This window comes from Pseudomonas sp. MWU318 (genome assembly GCF_016756945.1).
GTDB classification, from domain to species: Bacteria; Pseudomonadota; Gammaproteobacteria; order Pseudomonadales; family Pseudomonadaceae; genus Aquipseudomonas; species Aquipseudomonas putida_A.
The window spans coordinates 109,456-124,049 of the sequence record NZ_JAESJL010000003.1 but is presented as its reverse complement, the minus strand read 5'-3'; the positions used below and the strand labels follow the sequence as shown (position 1 = coordinate 124,049).

The following is a 14,594-nucleotide window of genomic DNA, read 5'->3' as shown; positions in this document are numbered from 1 at the left end:
GGGAATGGCGCAAAGCGTTGTTCCAGCGCCGACGGTGCGTGTTGCATGACGACCGGCAGGCTCAATCGCTGCCAGAGGGCGTGATGGCGCTGGTTTCGATGACTCTGGCGCGGTGGCTGATCCGCTTGTTCAACGCCAGTGCGATGCAGCTGAGCAGGATAAAACAGTAGCCGAGGGTGGCTTGCAGGTTGCTTGGGCTCAGGCTGATCAAGGCGCTGATCAAGCCACCACAGATGAAAATGATCGTACTGCCTGCCGAAGCCGAGGTGCCGGCATTCTCGGGAAACAGGCTCATGGCCCGCGACGTGGCTGCGGGGCGTGCGATGGTGGTGCCGGCGGTGCAGATCAACATCGGAATCAGCACCGTGGCCGCCGAGAGCGCAAGGTGCCTGGCCATGAACAGCATCACCAGCCCCGCCAGCAGGATCAGGCTCAGCCCGACCACCATTTGCTGTCCGGGCGAGATTCGCCGACTCAGCAGCGTGGCGACGATGCCGCCAGCGACATAGGCCGCGCCGTAGATCAGCAGGATCAGCGAGAAGTCGTAGGCTGACAGCTGCAATTGATCCATGAAGATCAACGGCGAAATGACGATGAACGAGAAGTGGCAGGCGAACGCGAAAGCCGAAATCAGCCAGTAGCCGACGAACTCGAAATCCCCCAGCACCCGTCGATAGGCGCTGAGAAAGTTCAGCGGTGTAGCCTTGACGGCTGGCCGCCCACCCTCCAGAAACAGCCAGGCTTTGAGCAACACCACTGCCGCCAAAACGATGAACAGCCAGAAGCTGCCGCGCCAGCCCAGCGTAGCTTGCAGAAAGGTGCCGGCCAGCGGTGAGACCGAGATGAAAATCCCGGTGGCGGTCACCATCAGGATCCGTAGACGATCACGCTCTGCGCCCTCGAACAGATCCTGCACCAGCGCCTGTGACAGGACGAAACAGCCACAACCGATGGCCTGCACGATGCGAAAAGTCATGAACAATGTGTAGTCGCTGGTCATTACGCAGCCGATGGCGCCGAGGATCGAAACAGCCATACCGGCGAGCAACAAACCCTTGCGCCCGATGACGTCGGACAACGGCCCGATCAGCAGTTGAGCAAAGGCGATGCCCACCGCGAACAGGCTGATCGACAGGGCGATGTCGGTCGGAGTGCTGGCGAAGTGTTCAGCCAGCGCCGGGAACGACGGCAGCAGGACGTCCAGCGGAAACACCCCCAGCAGCACCATGGCCAAAAGCAGGCTGATCGCCCCGCGTCGTTGTCGGGTCGTTACCACCGTTCTTCCTTCAAGCATCGATCAGTCCTGCCTTGGCGAAAAGTTTGCGGTTGTTGGGTAGCGCGAAGAATCCGGCTTTTTCGAGTGCAGCAAGCGTAGCCGTCGCTCCGGATCGGGCACGCTGGCGGCTGGCCTGTTCGTTGGTCAGGCTGTCGAGGATTTCCTTGATCGCACCTTCGCCAATGCCGGCGCGGCGCAGGCTTTGGTGCAGCCATTGCTCGTCGACTTCGAAGAAGGTCGCCAGGGTCTCCAGCAAGGTTCTGGCCGCAAAGGCGCGCTGGCGGCTGTTCAGGGTCAACCAGAGGTAGTGAAAGACCTCGGAAAAAAAACGGCTGTGGCGCGCTTCATCAGCGAGGTGGTCGCGCAGCATGTCGTTCACGCTGCTGACCAGCGTTTCCCGACACACATCCAGCAACTCCCGGGCAATGATGGTTTCGGAGACGAAACCGAGCAGAAACCATGCCAGCGGGCGTTTGCTCTCCGGCGTTCGGGCGATCTGACCGGTCAGGCGGGTGATGCGCAGCGGCATCTGTGGACGACCGGTGAAACCATGCAGTTCGGCGATCTGTTCGGCCAGATGATGGGAGAACAATGCGTGATAACCCTCGTCGGTATAGAGCTGCAGCGCGGCGGTTTTCATCCTTGACGGAATGTGCGCGGGCAACTCACCGTGGACGATGGTTTCCACGGCGCGGTTGACGATGCGGTGTTCCAGCAGCGTGGTGTAGTCGAGAAAGTGCACCAGGTGGTTGGCAGCCAGCCGATGCATGACCTTGCTGCCTGCGGCTTCGATCGCCGGGTGGGACAGATACGGCAGGAATGCCGGCGGAAACCAGAAGCGGGTTTGCAGTTGCAACTGCAGGTCTGCCGGCAACTGGTAGTCGTGCCGGCTGGTGCGTACCGACGCGTGGTTGTTCCAGTCGCCGAGGGTGAATCGAAGCGCCCAGGACTCTGGCGCTTCGGGCTGATCCGCGGTTGATGCGCTCATTTGCGCGTCTCCTGCAACAGGTCGCGCATTTCCTGACACATCGCCTGACCGTCGCTGGCGCCGCAGCCGACAAAGAACAACGGTTGTTCAGCGCTGCCTTCGAGTTTGAGCAGGGCTTCGACCTGGCGGTCGGTGAATGCCCCGGTCAGCCACGTTCCCAGGCCCAGCGCTGTGGCCACCAGTTGAAAGGTTTGCGACAGATGACCCGCCTCGACAAACGCCATGCGATAGGCGCGTGAGTGTTCATACTTCCACCAGAGCTTGTCGAAACGAGCGGTGATAAACAGGCCCAGCGGCAGGTTATTGATGAAATGCTGGCCCGCCAGCAAATGGCCGAGCGCGGGTTCGGGCAATGGATTGACCCGGCTGAGTGCGTGTTCTGCCGGGTGATAGGCGTAGACACCCGGTTCCAGGCCCTCGATATTGCGTGCCAGAAGAAACCCTTCACAGGCATTCAATCCTCCACCCGACGGGCTGCTGCGACGGGCGCCGAGGCCTTCGGCGATGCTCTCGTCGCGGTCATTGTCGCGATGGCGAAGAAAACCCAGCGAGAGGTACAGCAGTGTACCGACGTCATTGAGGGTGATCGCTGCGCCAGTGAAAGAGCGACAGGTTTTTCTCAGGCGCAGGACATTGCCCAGGCTGGCGACGGTCAGGGCCGCAGAGGCGGGCAGGGTGATCAGAGGTTTGTCTTGATGGATCGGACGATCTTGCGCGGGTGCCGGTGTGGTCAGCACGGCGCTGCAATGGTTCAGGTATTGCCTGGACCACTCTTGAATATTCTGGGGTATCTGTTCGCAGGGAATGTTCTGGGTGCCAATATGATAAATCTTCGACAATTCATCCCAGCCCCATGGCGGACTGTCTATTTTTGCAACGGTTAATATGCCCGCGTTCAGAAGTTGTGAGTCTATTATGTTGCGTCTGTCGAACTGTTCCGGGTTATTGATAAGTTGTGCAAGTCGACAAGAATAAGTCAGATCCAGTTCGTGTTGGGTGTGATCTTTATAGTTCCAGACTATTTGTCCGGGCGTGCGCGGCAATATGAATAAATAAGGATTGATGTGCATGTTGTATAGATCGCTCTGGAAAGGGTCGAAAGAACGCTGGGGTGCCGGCACTCCCCAGCGTTCTGGCTCACTTAGCGGGCTTTAGGCGCAACCAGGAAGGCCAGGTTTGCGATTTGGTTGGTTTCCAGAGTAATTGCTTTCATAAATATGAACTCCTTGTTCATTGAGAGTGAATGTCACCGTCGTGGTGACAACTTAATAATAGGTTGTAATGAATTATTGGCAAGCGATACTTGGGTAGGAAATTTCTATTAATTTTGTCGGAGTGGGCGTGCTGCACAGGCGGGCTTGTAAGTTTTAACTCTTGAAATTTAACGCGCAGAGAAATGTCCTGCGTACATGTAGGAGGTTAGTTGTAGGAAAAAGGAAGAGAATTCGACGACATTGCATCGCCGTAAAGCCAACGGGGAGCCCGCAGGCTCCCCGTTTCATGGGCCGATCAGCTGTTCGGCAGCAGACGGCAGGTGATGCTCTTGATGTAGCGAGTCTCGGCAATGGCCGGGTGTACCGGGTGATCCGGGCCCTGACCGCCGCGCTCGAGCATCTGGATGTTGCGGTCCAGGTGACGGGCGCTGGTCAGCAGGATGTTTTGCAGATCGTCCTCTGGCAGGTGCATCGAGCACGAAGCGCTGACCAGAATGCCGTCCTTGGTCAGCAGGCGCATGGCTTGCTCGTTCAGGCGACGGTAGGCGCCTTCACCGTTCTTCATGTCTTTCTTGCGCTTGATGAACGCTGGCGGGTCGGCAACGATCACGTCGAAACGTTCTTCGCTGGCCTTGAGTTCCTTCAGCGCTTCGAAGACGTCGCCTTCGATGCAGGTCATCTTGTCGGCGAAGCCGTTCAGCGCGGCGTTACGCTCGACGCCGTCGAGGGCGAAGCCCGACGCGTCGACGCAGAACACTTCGCTGGCACCGAACGCGGCAGCCTGCACGCCCCAGCCACCGATGTAGCTATAGAGATCGAGGACGCGTTTGCCTTTGGCGTAAGGGGCGAGGCGTGCGCGATTCATGCGGTGGTCGTAGAACCAGCCGGTTTTCTGGCCACCAATGACCGGCGCTTCGAACTTCACGCCGTTTTCTTCCAGGGCGACCCATTCCGGCACCAGGCCAAACACGGTTTCGACGTAGCGGTTGAGGCCTTCGGCGTCACGGGCGGCGGAGTCGTTCTTGAACAGGATGCCGCTTGGCTTGAGCACTTGGGTCAGCGCTGCAATCACGTCATCTTTATGCGCTTCCATGGTCGCCGAGGCGATCTGCACCACGAGGATGTCGCCGAAGCGGTCGACCACCAGACCCGGCAGCAGGTCGGAGTCGCCGTAGACCAGGCGGTAGAACGGCTTGTCGAACAGGCGCTCGCGCAGCGACAGGGCCACGTTCAGGCGGTGTACCAGCAGCGACTTGTCCAGTGCCAGTTTGATGTCACGCGACAGCAGGCGCGCGCAGATCAGGTTGTTCGGGCTCATGGCGACGATGCCCAGCGGCTTGCCGCCAGCGGCTTCGAGGATTGCCTGATCGCCGGCCTTGAAGCCGTGCAGTGGCGTGGCAGCCACATCGATTTCGTTGCTGTAGACCCACAAGTGGCCGTTGCGCAGGCGACGGTCGGCGTTGGCTTTGAGGCGCAGGCTAGGCAGGGACATGACGTCGCTCCGGAAAAAAGAGCGGGAGTATACCGTGTTGCTCGGCCTGATTGGCTGGAGAGTGGACATGTGGCAAGGGGAATCAGTGATGAAGGAATTTATCTGTGGCGAGGGGATTTATCCCCGATCGGCTGCGTAGCAGCCGCAAACCCCAACGCAGTTTTCGGATTGACCGCGTAAGTCGATTTGGGACAGCTGCGCTGTCCATCGGGGATAAATCCCCTCACCACATAAACTCACAAGCCCACAGATCAGGCAGAGAGCGCGTCGATCAACTCACGGTTGAACGCCGGAATATCGTCCGGCTGACGGCTGCTGATCAAATGACCGTCCTTGACCACTTCTTTATCGACCCAGTTGGCCCCGGCATTCACCAAGTCATCTTTGAGTGTCTTGAAACTGGTCATGGTCTTGCCGTTGACCAGCCCGGCGGAAATCAGCAGCCAGCTACCGTGACAGATCACCGCAATCGGTTTGCCGGCGGAGGCGCCGGTCTTGACCAGGTGCTGGGCGTCCTGGTCGATGCGGATGGTGTCGGAGTTCTGCACGCCACCCGGCAGGACGATCGCGTCGTACTGCTCGCTGCTGGCGCCTTGAAAGGTCTGATCGACCTTGAAGTCATCCGCCGGCTTGTCGTGGTTCCAGCCTTTGACCTTGCCGGCCTCGGCCGAGAGGATGTCGACCTGAGCGCCGGCTTGCTCCAGTGCTTGCTTGGGGCCGGTCAATTCGACCTGTTCGAAACCGTCTGTTACCAAAATGGCGACGCGTTTGCCGTTAAGTGTGGTGGCCATCGCTAAGCTCCTGAGTCTGTGGACGTTTGCCGCCGCACGGGACCTGAGTCATCCCATGGGCATTACAGATTCCGAAGCCTGAGCGGGAATGAAAGTTCCTGACAAATGCCCACTGGTGTGTCGTCGTGCGGTTTTTAGAGGTTAGAATCGCCGCCTGTCCCAGAGTGTGTACTTATGTCCCAAGAGCTGACCACCGAACAGATTCAACAATCCCTGCAAGGCATCAGTGTGCCGGCGCAGCCGCAGATCATGGTGGATCTGCAAATGGAGCAGTACATGCCCGACCCGGACCTGGAGGTGATCGCCAAGCTGATCGCCCAGGATCCCGGCCTGTCCGGTTCTCTGTTGAAAATCGTCAACTCGCCGTATTACGGCCTGAGCAACAAGATCACTTCGATCCAGCGCGCGGTGAATCTGTTGGGCAGTCGGTCGATCATCAACCTGATCAACGCGCAGTCGATCAAGGGCGAGATGAACGATGACACCATCGTCACCCTCAACCGTTTCTGGGACACCGCCCAGGACGTGGCGATGACCTGCCTGACCCTGGCCAAGCGCATCGGCACCCAGGCTGGCGATGAAGCCTACGCCTTGGGTCTGTTCCACGACTGCGGCGTGCCGCTGATGCTGCAGCGCTTCCCCAATTACATGTCGGTACTGGAAACGGCCTACGCCAACGCCAGCGCCGAATGCCGGGTGGTGGACACCGAGAACGCCGAGTTCAATACCAATCACGCCGTGGTCGGTTACTACACCGCCAAGTCGTGGCGCCTGCCGGAGCACGTCAGCGCGGCGATTGCGAATCACCACAACGCCTTGGCGATCTTCAGCGACGAGTCGTCACGCAACAGCCAGCTGAAAAACCTGCTGGCGATCCTGAAGATGGCCGAGCACATCTGCGCGTCCTACCGGGTGCTGGGCAATCAGACCGAAGACTTCGAATGGAACGCTGTCGGGCCGCTGGTGCTCGATTACGTCGGCCTGTCGGACTACGATTTCGAAACCCTCAAACAGACGATCCGCGACCTCGGCGCGCATTGATTCGAGAACGTCATGCCTGAATTGCCGGAAGTCGAAACCACCCGCCGGGGCATTGCTCCGCACCTGGAAGGCCAGCGCGTCAGCCGGGTGATCGTACGTGACCGCCGGCTGCGCTGGCCGATCCCCGAAGACCTCGATGTGCGTCTTTCCGGGCAGCGCATCGTGCTGGTCGAGCGGCGGGCCAAGTATTTGTTGATCAATGCCGAAGTCGGCACTTTGATCAGCCATCTGGGCATGTCGGGCAACTTGCGGTTGGTCGAAGTCGGGTTGCCGGCGCTTAAGCATGAGCACGTCGATATCGAACTGGAATCCGGGCTGGCCCTGCGCTACACCGACCCACGGCGTTTCGGCGCCATGCTGTGGAGTACCGATCCGCTCAATCACGAACTGCTGATTCGCCTCGGGCCGGAGCCATTGACCGATCTGTTCGACGGTGAGCGCCTGTTCCAGCTGTCGCGCGGGCGTTCGATGGCGGTCAAGCCGTTCATCATGGACAACGCAGTGGTGGTGGGCGTCGGCAACATTTACGCGACCGAAGCGCTGTTCGCTGCCGGGATCGATCCGCGCCGCGAAGCCAAAAGCATCTCCCGGGCGCGGTATCTGAAGCTGGCGATCGAGATCAAACGGATTCTCGCTGCGGCCATCGAGCGCGGCGGCACCACGTTGCGGGATTTCATCGGCGGTGACGGGCAACCGGGGTACTTCCAGCAGGAGCTGTTCGTTTATGGCCGTGGCGGTGAGCACTGCAAGGTCTGCGGCACCGGCCTGCGCGAAGTGAAGCTGGGGCAACGGGCCAGTGTGTTCTGTCCGCGCTGCCAGACCTGAGGCAAAAATCTGAAAAAGTCCTACGGTCTATAGTGAGTGGTCTCACTGTTCAGCCCGAAGGATCGTGCCATGAAGTCCTTGCAAGTCCTGTTTGTCACACTGTTGCTGTGTTCCAGCCTGGCCGTTCAGGCCGCGGAGCACGGCAGCGGTGATCCGCGCTACACCATCCAGAACCCTCCCGCCTACGCCATGATCGGCGATTTGCTGATTGCCCGACCTTTATTGGTGGTGGCAACGGTGCTGGGTGCGGGGGTGTTTGTAGTGTCATTGCCGTTTACCGCGCTGGGTGGCGGGGTAGGTGATGCGGGGCAGGCGCTGGTGGTGGATCCGGCGAAAGCGGCGTTTGTGCGGTGTCTGGGGTGTACAGGGGAGGGGTTTGAGCAGCGCGAGTGAGCTGATCAGGGTTTTGCGCTGCTGCTGATGGCCCTTTCGCGAGCAAGCTCGCTCCCACATTGGAGCGCATTTCAAATGTGGGAGCGGGTTTGCTCGCGAAGAGGCCCGGAAGAGCGCTACAAAACGTTCAGATCAGGCCTTGCCGGTAATCTTGCGGTACTTTTCCATCAACTGTTCTTCAGTCTCAGGATGCGCCTCGTCCAGTGGAATGCAATCCACCGGGCAGACCTGCTGGCACTGCGGTTCGTCGTAATGGCCGACGCACTGGGTGCACAGGTTCGGGTCGATCACATAGATCTCTTCGCCTTGAGAAATGGCGGCGTTCGGGCACTCGGGTTCGCAGACGTCGCAGTTGATGCAATCGTCGGTGATGATCAGGGACATGCTAACTCCAGCCGGGGCGGCAGGCCCGGGCGCAATAAATCAATGCGCGCAATTGTGCCGCATTGGCGCCCGCAGTGCACGCGGGCGCCGTTTGAACGGTCGTTACTTCTTGAAGCGCAGGGTCAGGGCATCGGCCACGGCCGGGTGCACGAACTTGCTGATATCGCCGCCCAGCGCGGCGATTTCCCGCACCAGCGTCGAGGAAATGAACGAATAACGCTCGGACGGGGTGAGAAACAGGCTCTCGACGTCCGGGGCCAACTGGCGGTTCATGTTGGCCAGCTGGAATTCGTATTCGAAGTCCGACACCGCACGCAAGCCACGCAGGAACACATTGGCGTTCTGCTCCTTGGCGAAATGCGCCAGCAGCGTCGAGAAGCCGACCACTTCCACGTTCGGCAGGTGTTTGGTGACCTCGCGAGCCAGTTCAACCCGTTGTTCCAGCGGGAACAGCGGGTTTTTCTTCGGGCTTGCGGCGACCGCAATGATCACGTGATCGAACAGGCGCGAGGCGCGTTCGACCAGATCGCCATGCCCTTTGGTAATAGGGTCGAAGGTACCTGGGTACAACACTCGGTTCATCGCGTCGTCCTGGCGGGAGTCCGTTGGGGAGTCGGATGGTATCGCAGCCGTCCCGGTCGGCCAAGTCGCCTGTTGGGTAAGAAAGCACTATAGACGACGCGATAAACCGGTTTTTTCACGGATTTCTCAGCCGATCGGCGAGGGCAGTCGCCAATTGTGCTGTCAGCCCATACACCGACAATTGCGGGTTGGCGCCAATACTGGTGGGGAACAGCGAGCCATCGTGAATCGACAGATTGCTCAGTTGATGATGCCGGCCAAGGCTGTCGGTGACTGCGTTTTTCGGGTCTTCGCCCATCGCACAACCGCCCATCACGTGGGCACTGCCCAGGCGCGTGCGATACAGCTCAAGGCTCAGACCGTTGATCAGCGTGCGGGCTTCGGCCAGGGTTTTCACGTAGCGCGCATCGGCGTGCATCGGCATCACGGCTTTGGCGCCGCCGGCAAACTGGATCTCGGCCATGCTGTGAAAGGCGCGGCGCAGGCCCTCCCAGGCATAAGGCGAGACTTGATAGTCGAGCACCGGCGAGCCATCACCGCGCAGTTCGACACTGCCGCCGGGGCTGTCCGGGTGGAAACCGTCGCGCAGCAACGCGAGCATCGCGTGGGTGTGCGGCAGCTCGGCCATGTGTTCGGCATTCTGCTGGCCGAAACCGCCGAGCAAGGTCGCGGCCAGTGCCGGTTGCAGCGGTGGCACTTCGAGTTTGTAGCCCATCGGCCCACTGGTGCCGTCCTTCCACTGGAAATGATCCGAGTAGATCGACTGCGGCGCGCCGTAGAACGGATTGATCACCTCGTCGAAGCGGCCGGCGGACATGTTCACCAGATGCAGGAACGTGCGTTTGCCGAGGCGCTGATGCGGATCCGGTGCATCCGAGCGCAGCAGCAGGGCCGGGCTGTTGATGCCGCCGCCGGCCAGCACGTAATGCCGGGCCTTGATCGTGATGGTGTGGCCGGTCGGCGCGACGCAGCGCTCGTCCATCGCCACGCATTGCAGGCCGGTGATCTTGTCGCCGCTGATCAACAGCTTTTCCGCACGGGCCAGGTACAGCAGCTCGCCACCCTTTTCCAGCATCGCCGGGATGGTCGTGACCATCATCGACTGCTTGGCGTTGGTCGGGCAGCCCATGCCGCAATAGCCAAGGTTCCAGCAGCCACGCACGTTGCGCGGGATCACGTGCCAGCTGTAGCCGAGTTGCTCGCAGCCCTTGCGGATCACGTCGTTGTTGGCGTTGGGCGGGACCATCCACGGCGCGACGCCGAGGCGCTGCTCCATTTTTTCGAACCACGGCGCCATCTCGGCCGGGCTGTGGCCTTTGACGTTGTGTTCCTTGGCCCAGTGCTCGAGGGTCGGCTCGGGCGTGCGGAAACTCGAGGTCCAGTTGATCAGCGTGGTGCCGCCCACCGCACGGCCCTGGAGGATGGTGATCGCGCCGTCCTTGCTCATGCGGCCGATGCCTTCCTGATAGAGGCTGCTGTAGGCCTGGTCTTCGAGCATCTTGAAGTCGGAACTGGTCTTGAGCGGGCCTTCTTCGATCAGCAGCACTTTGTAACCGGCGGCGCTGAGGATTTCTGCCGTGGTGCCGCCGCCGGCGCCGCTGCCGATGATCGCCACGTCGGCTTGCAGCGTCAGGTCGGCGGTCAGCTGTGCGCCGTTGTAGGTTTTCCAGCCACGGGCGAGGCCTTCGCGGAACGGGTCGGGTACGGGCATTGATCAGGTTCTCTTGTTCTTGTTGTTCTTGCGGGCCCCTTCGCGAGCAGGCTCGCTCCCACAATTGCGCCGCAAACCCCTGTGGGAACGAGCCTGCTAGCGAAGGGCGCGACTCGGTTTCAAACCGTGGGCGGGCCGGGGTAGCCGCAATGGCCCCAGGACTCGGTGCGGGTGTACCAGGCCATCATCACCATCTGCTGCAATGAGCTGTGGCCCATGCGCAGCAGGCTCAATGAACTGTTCTGCCAGCGCTCGAGGAAGTGGCGCAGCGCCTCGGGGCTGGCGTTTTCCCAACTGCCCCAAATGCCCGTGAGCGGGCCACGGGTGACCGCCATGCCGAGCACATCGAACAATTGCCGGGTGAGTTTGAGCATTTCCGGCGACAGGTGATCGAGGCTGTAGTCCAGCGATTTGAGGGTGCCATCGACGGCGCCAGGCATTTTTTCGGCGGCCACGGCGCCTTCGAGCATTACCGGAATCAGTGCGCGCAGAAACAGCAGGTCGCCGTCGCGCAAAGTGACGAAGCCGTTGGCCGCGACACTCGATGAGCAGCCACTGAGGCTGGCGCCGAGGCCGGCGGTGGCGAGAAAGGCCGTGGCACCGAGGCTGAATTTCAGCAGGCCACGGCGCGACAGGGCAGGTGTTTCGGTCAGGCTTGGGTGCATTGTTGTTATTACCCGGCGGTGACGACGATTAACGGATGAACAGCTTATGGATCAGTTTTTGAATCGATTTGCCGTACGGCGGGTAGATCAGCTTCGCCGCGTTGAAACGCTGTTTGATCAACACGCCCTTGGCCTTGCTGAAGGTCAGGAAGCCTTCGTGGCCGTGGTAATGACCCATGCCCGACGGGCCGATGCCGCCGAACGGCATGTCGTCCTGCGCCACGTGCAGCAGGGTGTCGTTCAGGCACACGCCGCCGGAGTGGGTTTCGTGCAGCACGCGGTTCTGCTCGCGCTTGTCGTAGCCAAAGTAGTAAAGCGCCAGAGGACGCGGGCGCTGATTGATGTAGGCAAACGCCTGATCCAGATCCTGATACGGCACGATCGGCAGCAGCGGGCCGAAGATTTCGTCCTGCATCACGGTCATCTCGTCAGTGACATTGAGCAGCAGGCTGTGCGGCATGCGCCGGCCCTGGCCCTGTTCGAATAGCGGGATCAGCAGCGCGCCCTTGCTCGTGGCGTCGCTGACATAACCGTTGAGTCGGGCCAGTTGGCGTTCGTTGATGATCGCGGTGTAGTCCGGGTTGTCGGCGAGGGTCGGATAGAAATTGTTGACCACCTGACGATAGGCTTCGACGAACGCGCCGACGCGGTCTTGCGGCACCAGCACGTAATCGGGGGCGACGCAGGTCTGGCCGGCGTTCAGGGTCTTGCCGAAGGCGATGCGTTCGGCGGCGTCCTTGAGCGGCACGTCGCGAGAGACGATGGCCGGGGACTTGCCGCCCAGTTCGAGAGTCACCGGAGTCAGGTTTTCCGCCGCAGCGCGCATCACATGTTTGCCGATGCTGGTGGCGCCGGTGAACAGCAGGTGATCAAAACGCAGCCGGGAGAACGCCACGCCGATGTCGGCCTCGCCCAGCACCACGCAGACCAGATCTTCGGGGAAAATCCGCCCTAGCAGGGTCTTGAGCAACTGGCCGGTGGCCGGGGTCGATTCGCTGAGCTTGAGCATCACCCGGTTGCCCGCCGCCAGCGCGCCGACCAGTGGGCCGATGGCCAGATACAACGGGTAGTTCCACGGGACGATGATGCCGACCACGCCAAGCGGCTGGTACACGACTTTCGCCGACGCCGGCTGAAAGGCCATGCCGACTTTGCGTCGCGACGACTTCATCCAGCCCTTGAGGTGGCGGCTGGCGTAATGGATGCCGTGCAGGCTGGGCATCAGTTCGGCGAGCAGGGTTTCATCGGCGCTGCGATGACTGAAATCTGCGCTGATGGCATTGACCAGCGCCTGCCGCTCCTGGCTGAGCAATTCGCGCAACGCCTTGAGCCACTGCTGGCGCTGATCTGCCGGTGGCATCGGGTTGGCGGCATAGGCGGCGCGCTGTGCCGCGAACAGCCGATCCAGCTCTTCCAGGGGCTGTTGCAGCGTTTGCAGATAAGCAATGTCGGCAGTCATCGTCGGCTCCGGATTTATTGTAGTGATGACTTTCTAGAGTCTATGCTCTAGAAAGTCAAATGACTTCCCGACACAGCTTTGTTTTATCCCATTCCGGTTAGGTCGTAAGATGCTCCTCACCGCACTCTGAATTAAAGCTCAAGCCATGGCCCCACGAATAAAAACCAGCGAGCGCATCGTGCAGAACAGCCTCGAACTGTTCAATCAGCAGGGCGAGCGCAGCATCAGCACCAATCACATTGCCGCCCACATGGAGATTTCTCCGGGCAATCTGTACTACCACTTCCCCAACAAGCAGGCGATCATCGCCGTGCTGTTCAGTGAGTACGAAAGCCTGGTGGACAGCTTTCTGCGCCCGCCGCAGGGGCGTGCCGCCACCGTCGAAGACAAGCGCTATTACCTCAAGGAGCTGCTGTCGGCGATGTGGGGCTACCGCTTTCTGCATCGCGATCTCGAACACCTGCTCGACAGCGACCCTGATCTGGCCGCGCGCTACCGACGTTTTTCCCAGCGCTGCGTGATCCAGGGCATGGCGATCTACGAGGGTTTCGTCGCCGCCGGCATCCTCAAGATGGATCGGGTGCAGATCGAATCCCTGACGATCAATGCCTGGATCATCCTCACCTCGTGGGTGCGTTTTCTGTGCACCACCCGGGAAAACTCCAACCACCTCAGCGAACAGGCCATCAAGCGTGGCGTGTATCAGGTGCTGGTGCTGGAGGCCGGATTCGTCACCGATCAGGCCCGCGAAGAGGTGAATGCCTTGTTCGACGAGTTCTACGTGCCGCTGGCCCAGGCCCTCGAGGAAGGGCGGTAACCCATTTCGAAGTCGCTCACAGGAGTCCGTTATGCCGATTGCGCAACTGCTCAGCCCGAATGCACTGGATGCCCGCAAGGAGCAGGCGGGGCTGGTGATTCTCGATTGTCGTTTTGCCCTCGAAGACCCGGACTACGGGCAGCGCAGCTATGCCGAAGGGCACATCGCCGGTGCCAGCTTCGCCGACCTTGAGCGCGATCTCAGTGGCAAGGTGATCAAAGGTGTGACCGGGCGTCACCCGTTGCCCGAGCCGGCAGCATTGATCGAACGTCTGCAAGCCTGGGGCATCAATGCCGACAGCGATGTGGTTTTGTACGACGACGGCCCCGGTGCCTATGCGGCTCGGGCCTGGTGGCTGCTGGCGTGGCTGGGCAAGCGCGATGGCGTGTTCATTCTCGACGGCGGGCTGAAGGCCTGGCACGCGGCGGGTCTGCCGCTGAGCCTGGATGCGCCATCGGCCAGCCGGGGCAGCTTCAGCGGCAAACCGGACATGGGCCTGCTGCTGAGCGCCGAGCAATTGCACAAGCGCCTTGATCAGCCATCGCTGACGTTGCTCGACGCCCGGGCCTTGCCGCGCTTCAAGGGTGAGGTGGAGCCGATCGATCCGATCGGCGGGCACATTCCCGGCGCGCAATGTGCGGCGTTTACCGAAAACCTCGGCAGCGACGGACGCTTCCTCCCGGCGGAGCAGCTCAAGCAGCGCTTTGCCGCGAAACTCGGTGATCGTTCGCCTTCGGAACTGGTCGCTTACTGCGGCTCCGGGGTGACGGCATGTCACAACCTGTTTGCGTTGTGCCTGGCGGGGTATCCGCTGGGTTCGCTGTATGCCGGGTCGTGGAGTGAGTGGATCAACGAGCCTTCTCGGGGCATAGCCACGGGCGAATAAAAGCAAAAGATCGCAGCCTGCGGCAGCTCCTACAGGGGCCGGTGTACCTTGTAGGCGCTGCCGAAGGCTG

General features: G+C 60.8%; 15 protein-coding genes. 5 read left to right on the top strand and 10 right to left on the bottom strand.

Annotated features, from left to right (window positions below; genetic code table 11):
• Positions 1–61: 61 nt before the first annotated feature.
• The 5 genes from JN524_RS08635 to JN524_RS08615 form a co-directional block, all read right to left on the bottom strand.
• Positions 62–1,294, bottom strand: coding sequence for a multidrug effflux MFS transporter (locus JN524_RS08635; protein ID WP_202369091.1), 1,233 nt, complete (start codon positions 1,292–1,294; stop codon positions 62–64).
• The gene (locus tag JN524_RS08630; protein WP_202369090.1) at positions 1,287–2,264 is read right to left on the bottom strand and encodes a diiron oxygenase; all 978 of its coding nucleotides are present in this window, start codon (positions 2,262–2,264) and stop codon (positions 1,287–1,289) included. The genes JN524_RS08635 and JN524_RS08630 overlap by 8 nt, the downstream gene beginning before the upstream one ends.
• Positions 2,261–3,334 (bottom strand): SagB family peptide dehydrogenase, encoded by a 1,074-nt coding sequence (locus tag JN524_RS08625; protein WP_202369089.1) that lies wholly within the window; start codon positions 3,332–3,334, stop codon positions 2,261–2,263. Before JN524_RS08625 ends, JN524_RS08630 begins: the two co-directional genes overlap by 4 nt.
• Positions 3,335–3,773: 439 nt before the next feature.
• Positions 3,774–4,970, bottom strand: coding sequence for a class I SAM-dependent rRNA methyltransferase (locus JN524_RS08620; protein WP_047596614.1), 1,197 nt, complete (start codon positions 4,968–4,970; stop codon positions 3,774–3,776).
• Positions 4,971–5,221: 251 nt separating this feature from the next.
• Positions 5,222–5,761: a type 1 glutamine amidotransferase domain-containing protein gene (locus JN524_RS08615; RefSeq protein ID WP_202369088.1), complete on the bottom strand. Its 540-nt coding sequence runs from the start codon at positions 5,759–5,761 to the stop codon at positions 5,222–5,224.
• Between the two features lie 228 nt (positions 5,762–5,989).
• Between JN524_RS08615 and JN524_RS08610 the strand changes: the two genes are divergently transcribed.
• The 3 genes from JN524_RS08610 to JN524_RS08600 all read left to right on the top strand — a co-directional run bounded on the left by JN524_RS08610 (position 5,990) and on the right by JN524_RS08600 (position 8,020).
• Complete coding sequence (locus JN524_RS08610) at positions 5,990–6,802, top strand: HDOD domain-containing protein (RefSeq protein ID WP_202369344.1); 813 nt, start codon at positions 5,990–5,992, stop codon at positions 6,800–6,802.
• A 12-nt stretch (positions 6,803–6,814) separates the two neighbouring features.
• Entirely contained in the window at positions 6,815–7,627 is an 813-nt protein-coding gene (mutM, locus tag JN524_RS08605; RefSeq protein ID WP_003229159.1) for a bifunctional DNA-formamidopyrimidine glycosylase/DNA-(apurinic or apyrimidinic site) lyase, read from the top strand.
• Positions 7,628–7,696: 69 nt separating this feature from the next.
• On the top strand, positions 7,697–8,020 hold the full coding sequence (locus JN524_RS08600) for a multidrug transporter (RefSeq protein ID WP_202369087.1): 324 nt from the start codon (positions 7,697–7,699) through the stop codon (positions 8,018–8,020).
• 132 nt (positions 8,021–8,152) lie between these two features.
• Here JN524_RS08600 and JN524_RS08595 read toward each other — a convergent pair whose 3' ends face one another.
• The 5 genes from JN524_RS08595 to JN524_RS08575 form a co-directional block, all read right to left on the bottom strand.
• A complete protein-coding gene (locus tag JN524_RS08595) occupies positions 8,153–8,404 on the bottom strand; it encodes a YfhL family 4Fe-4S dicluster ferredoxin (RefSeq protein ID WP_003195146.1) in 252 nt (83 codons plus the stop codon).
• Positions 8,405–8,506: 102 nt separating this feature from the next.
• Entirely contained in the window at positions 8,507–8,986 is a 480-nt protein-coding gene (coaD, locus tag JN524_RS08590; protein WP_003229157.1) for a pantetheine-phosphate adenylyltransferase, read from the bottom strand.
• Positions 8,987–9,101: 115 nt separating this feature from the next.
• A complete protein-coding gene (locus JN524_RS08585) occupies positions 9,102–10,697 on the bottom strand; it encodes a GMC family oxidoreductase (RefSeq protein ID WP_202369086.1) in 1,596 nt (531 codons plus the stop codon).
• 119 nt (positions 10,698–10,816) lie between these two features.
• Positions 10,817–11,362 (bottom strand): twin-arginine translocation pathway signal protein, encoded by a 546-nt coding sequence (locus JN524_RS08580; protein WP_202369085.1) that lies wholly within the window; start codon positions 11,360–11,362, stop codon positions 10,817–10,819.
• Between the two features lie 28 nt (positions 11,363–11,390).
• A complete protein-coding gene (locus JN524_RS08575) occupies positions 11,391–12,821 on the bottom strand; it encodes a coniferyl aldehyde dehydrogenase (RefSeq protein WP_202369084.1) in 1,431 nt (476 codons plus the stop codon).
• A gap of 145 nt (positions 12,822–12,966) precedes the next feature.
• Between JN524_RS08575 and JN524_RS08570 the strand changes: the two genes are divergently transcribed.
• Both JN524_RS08570 and JN524_RS08565 read left to right on the top strand, forming a co-directional pair.
• Positions 12,967–13,638: a TetR/AcrR family transcriptional regulator gene (locus JN524_RS08570; protein WP_007964152.1), complete on the top strand. Its 672-nt coding sequence runs from the start codon at positions 12,967–12,969 to the stop codon at positions 13,636–13,638.
• A 31-nt stretch (positions 13,639–13,669) separates the two neighbouring features.
• Positions 13,670–14,524 carry a sulfurtransferase gene (locus JN524_RS08565; RefSeq protein ID WP_202369083.1) on the top strand — a complete coding sequence of 285 codons (855 nt, stop codon included), beginning with the start codon at positions 13,670–13,672 and terminating at the stop codon, positions 14,522–14,524.
• Positions 14,525–14,594 lie beyond the last annotated feature (70 nt).

Excerpts from the sequence above, each read along its gene's own strand:
- JN524_RS08585 (WP_202369086.1), bottom strand. The coding sequence starts at position 10,697 with ATGCCCGTACCCGACCCGTTCCGCGAAGGCCTCGCCCGTGGCTGGAAA.
- mutM (WP_003229159.1), top strand. The coding sequence starts at position 6,815 with ATGCCTGAATTGCCGGAAGTCGAAACCACCCGCCGGGGCATTGCTCCG.
- JN524_RS08625 (WP_202369089.1), bottom strand. The coding sequence starts at position 3,334 with ATGCACATCAATCCTTATTTATTCATATTGCCGCGCACGCCCGGACAA.
- coaD (WP_003229157.1), bottom strand. The coding sequence starts at position 8,986 with ATGAACCGAGTGTTGTACCCAGGTACCTTCGACCCTATTACCAAAGGG.
- JN524_RS08630 (WP_202369090.1), bottom strand. The coding sequence starts at position 2,264 with ATGAGCGCATCAACCGCGGATCAGCCCGAAGCGCCAGAGTCCTGGGCG.
- JN524_RS08600 (WP_202369087.1), top strand. The coding sequence starts at position 7,697 with ATGAAGTCCTTGCAAGTCCTGTTTGTCACACTGTTGCTGTGTTCCAGC.
- JN524_RS08570 (WP_007964152.1), top strand. The coding sequence starts at position 12,967 with ATGGCCCCACGAATAAAAACCAGCGAGCGCATCGTGCAGAACAGCCTC.
- JN524_RS08575 (WP_202369084.1), bottom strand. The coding sequence starts at position 12,821 with ATGACTGCCGACATTGCTTATCTGCAAACGCTGCAACAGCCCCTGGAA.
- JN524_RS08620 (WP_047596614.1), bottom strand. The coding sequence starts at position 4,970 with ATGTCCCTGCCTAGCCTGCGCCTCAAAGCCAACGCCGACCGTCGCCTG.
- JN524_RS08580 (WP_202369085.1), bottom strand. The coding sequence starts at position 11,362 with ATGCACCCAAGCCTGACCGAAACACCTGCCCTGTCGCGCCGTGGCCTG.
- JN524_RS08595 (WP_003195146.1), bottom strand. The coding sequence starts at position 8,404 with ATGTCCCTGATCATCACCGACGATTGCATCAACTGCGACGTCTGCGAA.
- JN524_RS08565 (WP_202369083.1), top strand. The coding sequence starts at position 13,670 with ATGCCGATTGCGCAACTGCTCAGCCCGAATGCACTGGATGCCCGCAAG.
- JN524_RS08615 (WP_202369088.1), bottom strand. The coding sequence starts at position 5,761 with ATGGCCACCACACTTAACGGCAAACGCGTCGCCATTTTGGTAACAGAC.
- JN524_RS08635 (WP_202369091.1), bottom strand. The coding sequence starts at position 1,294 with ATGCTTGAAGGAAGAACGGTGGTAACGACCCGACAACGACGCGGGGCG.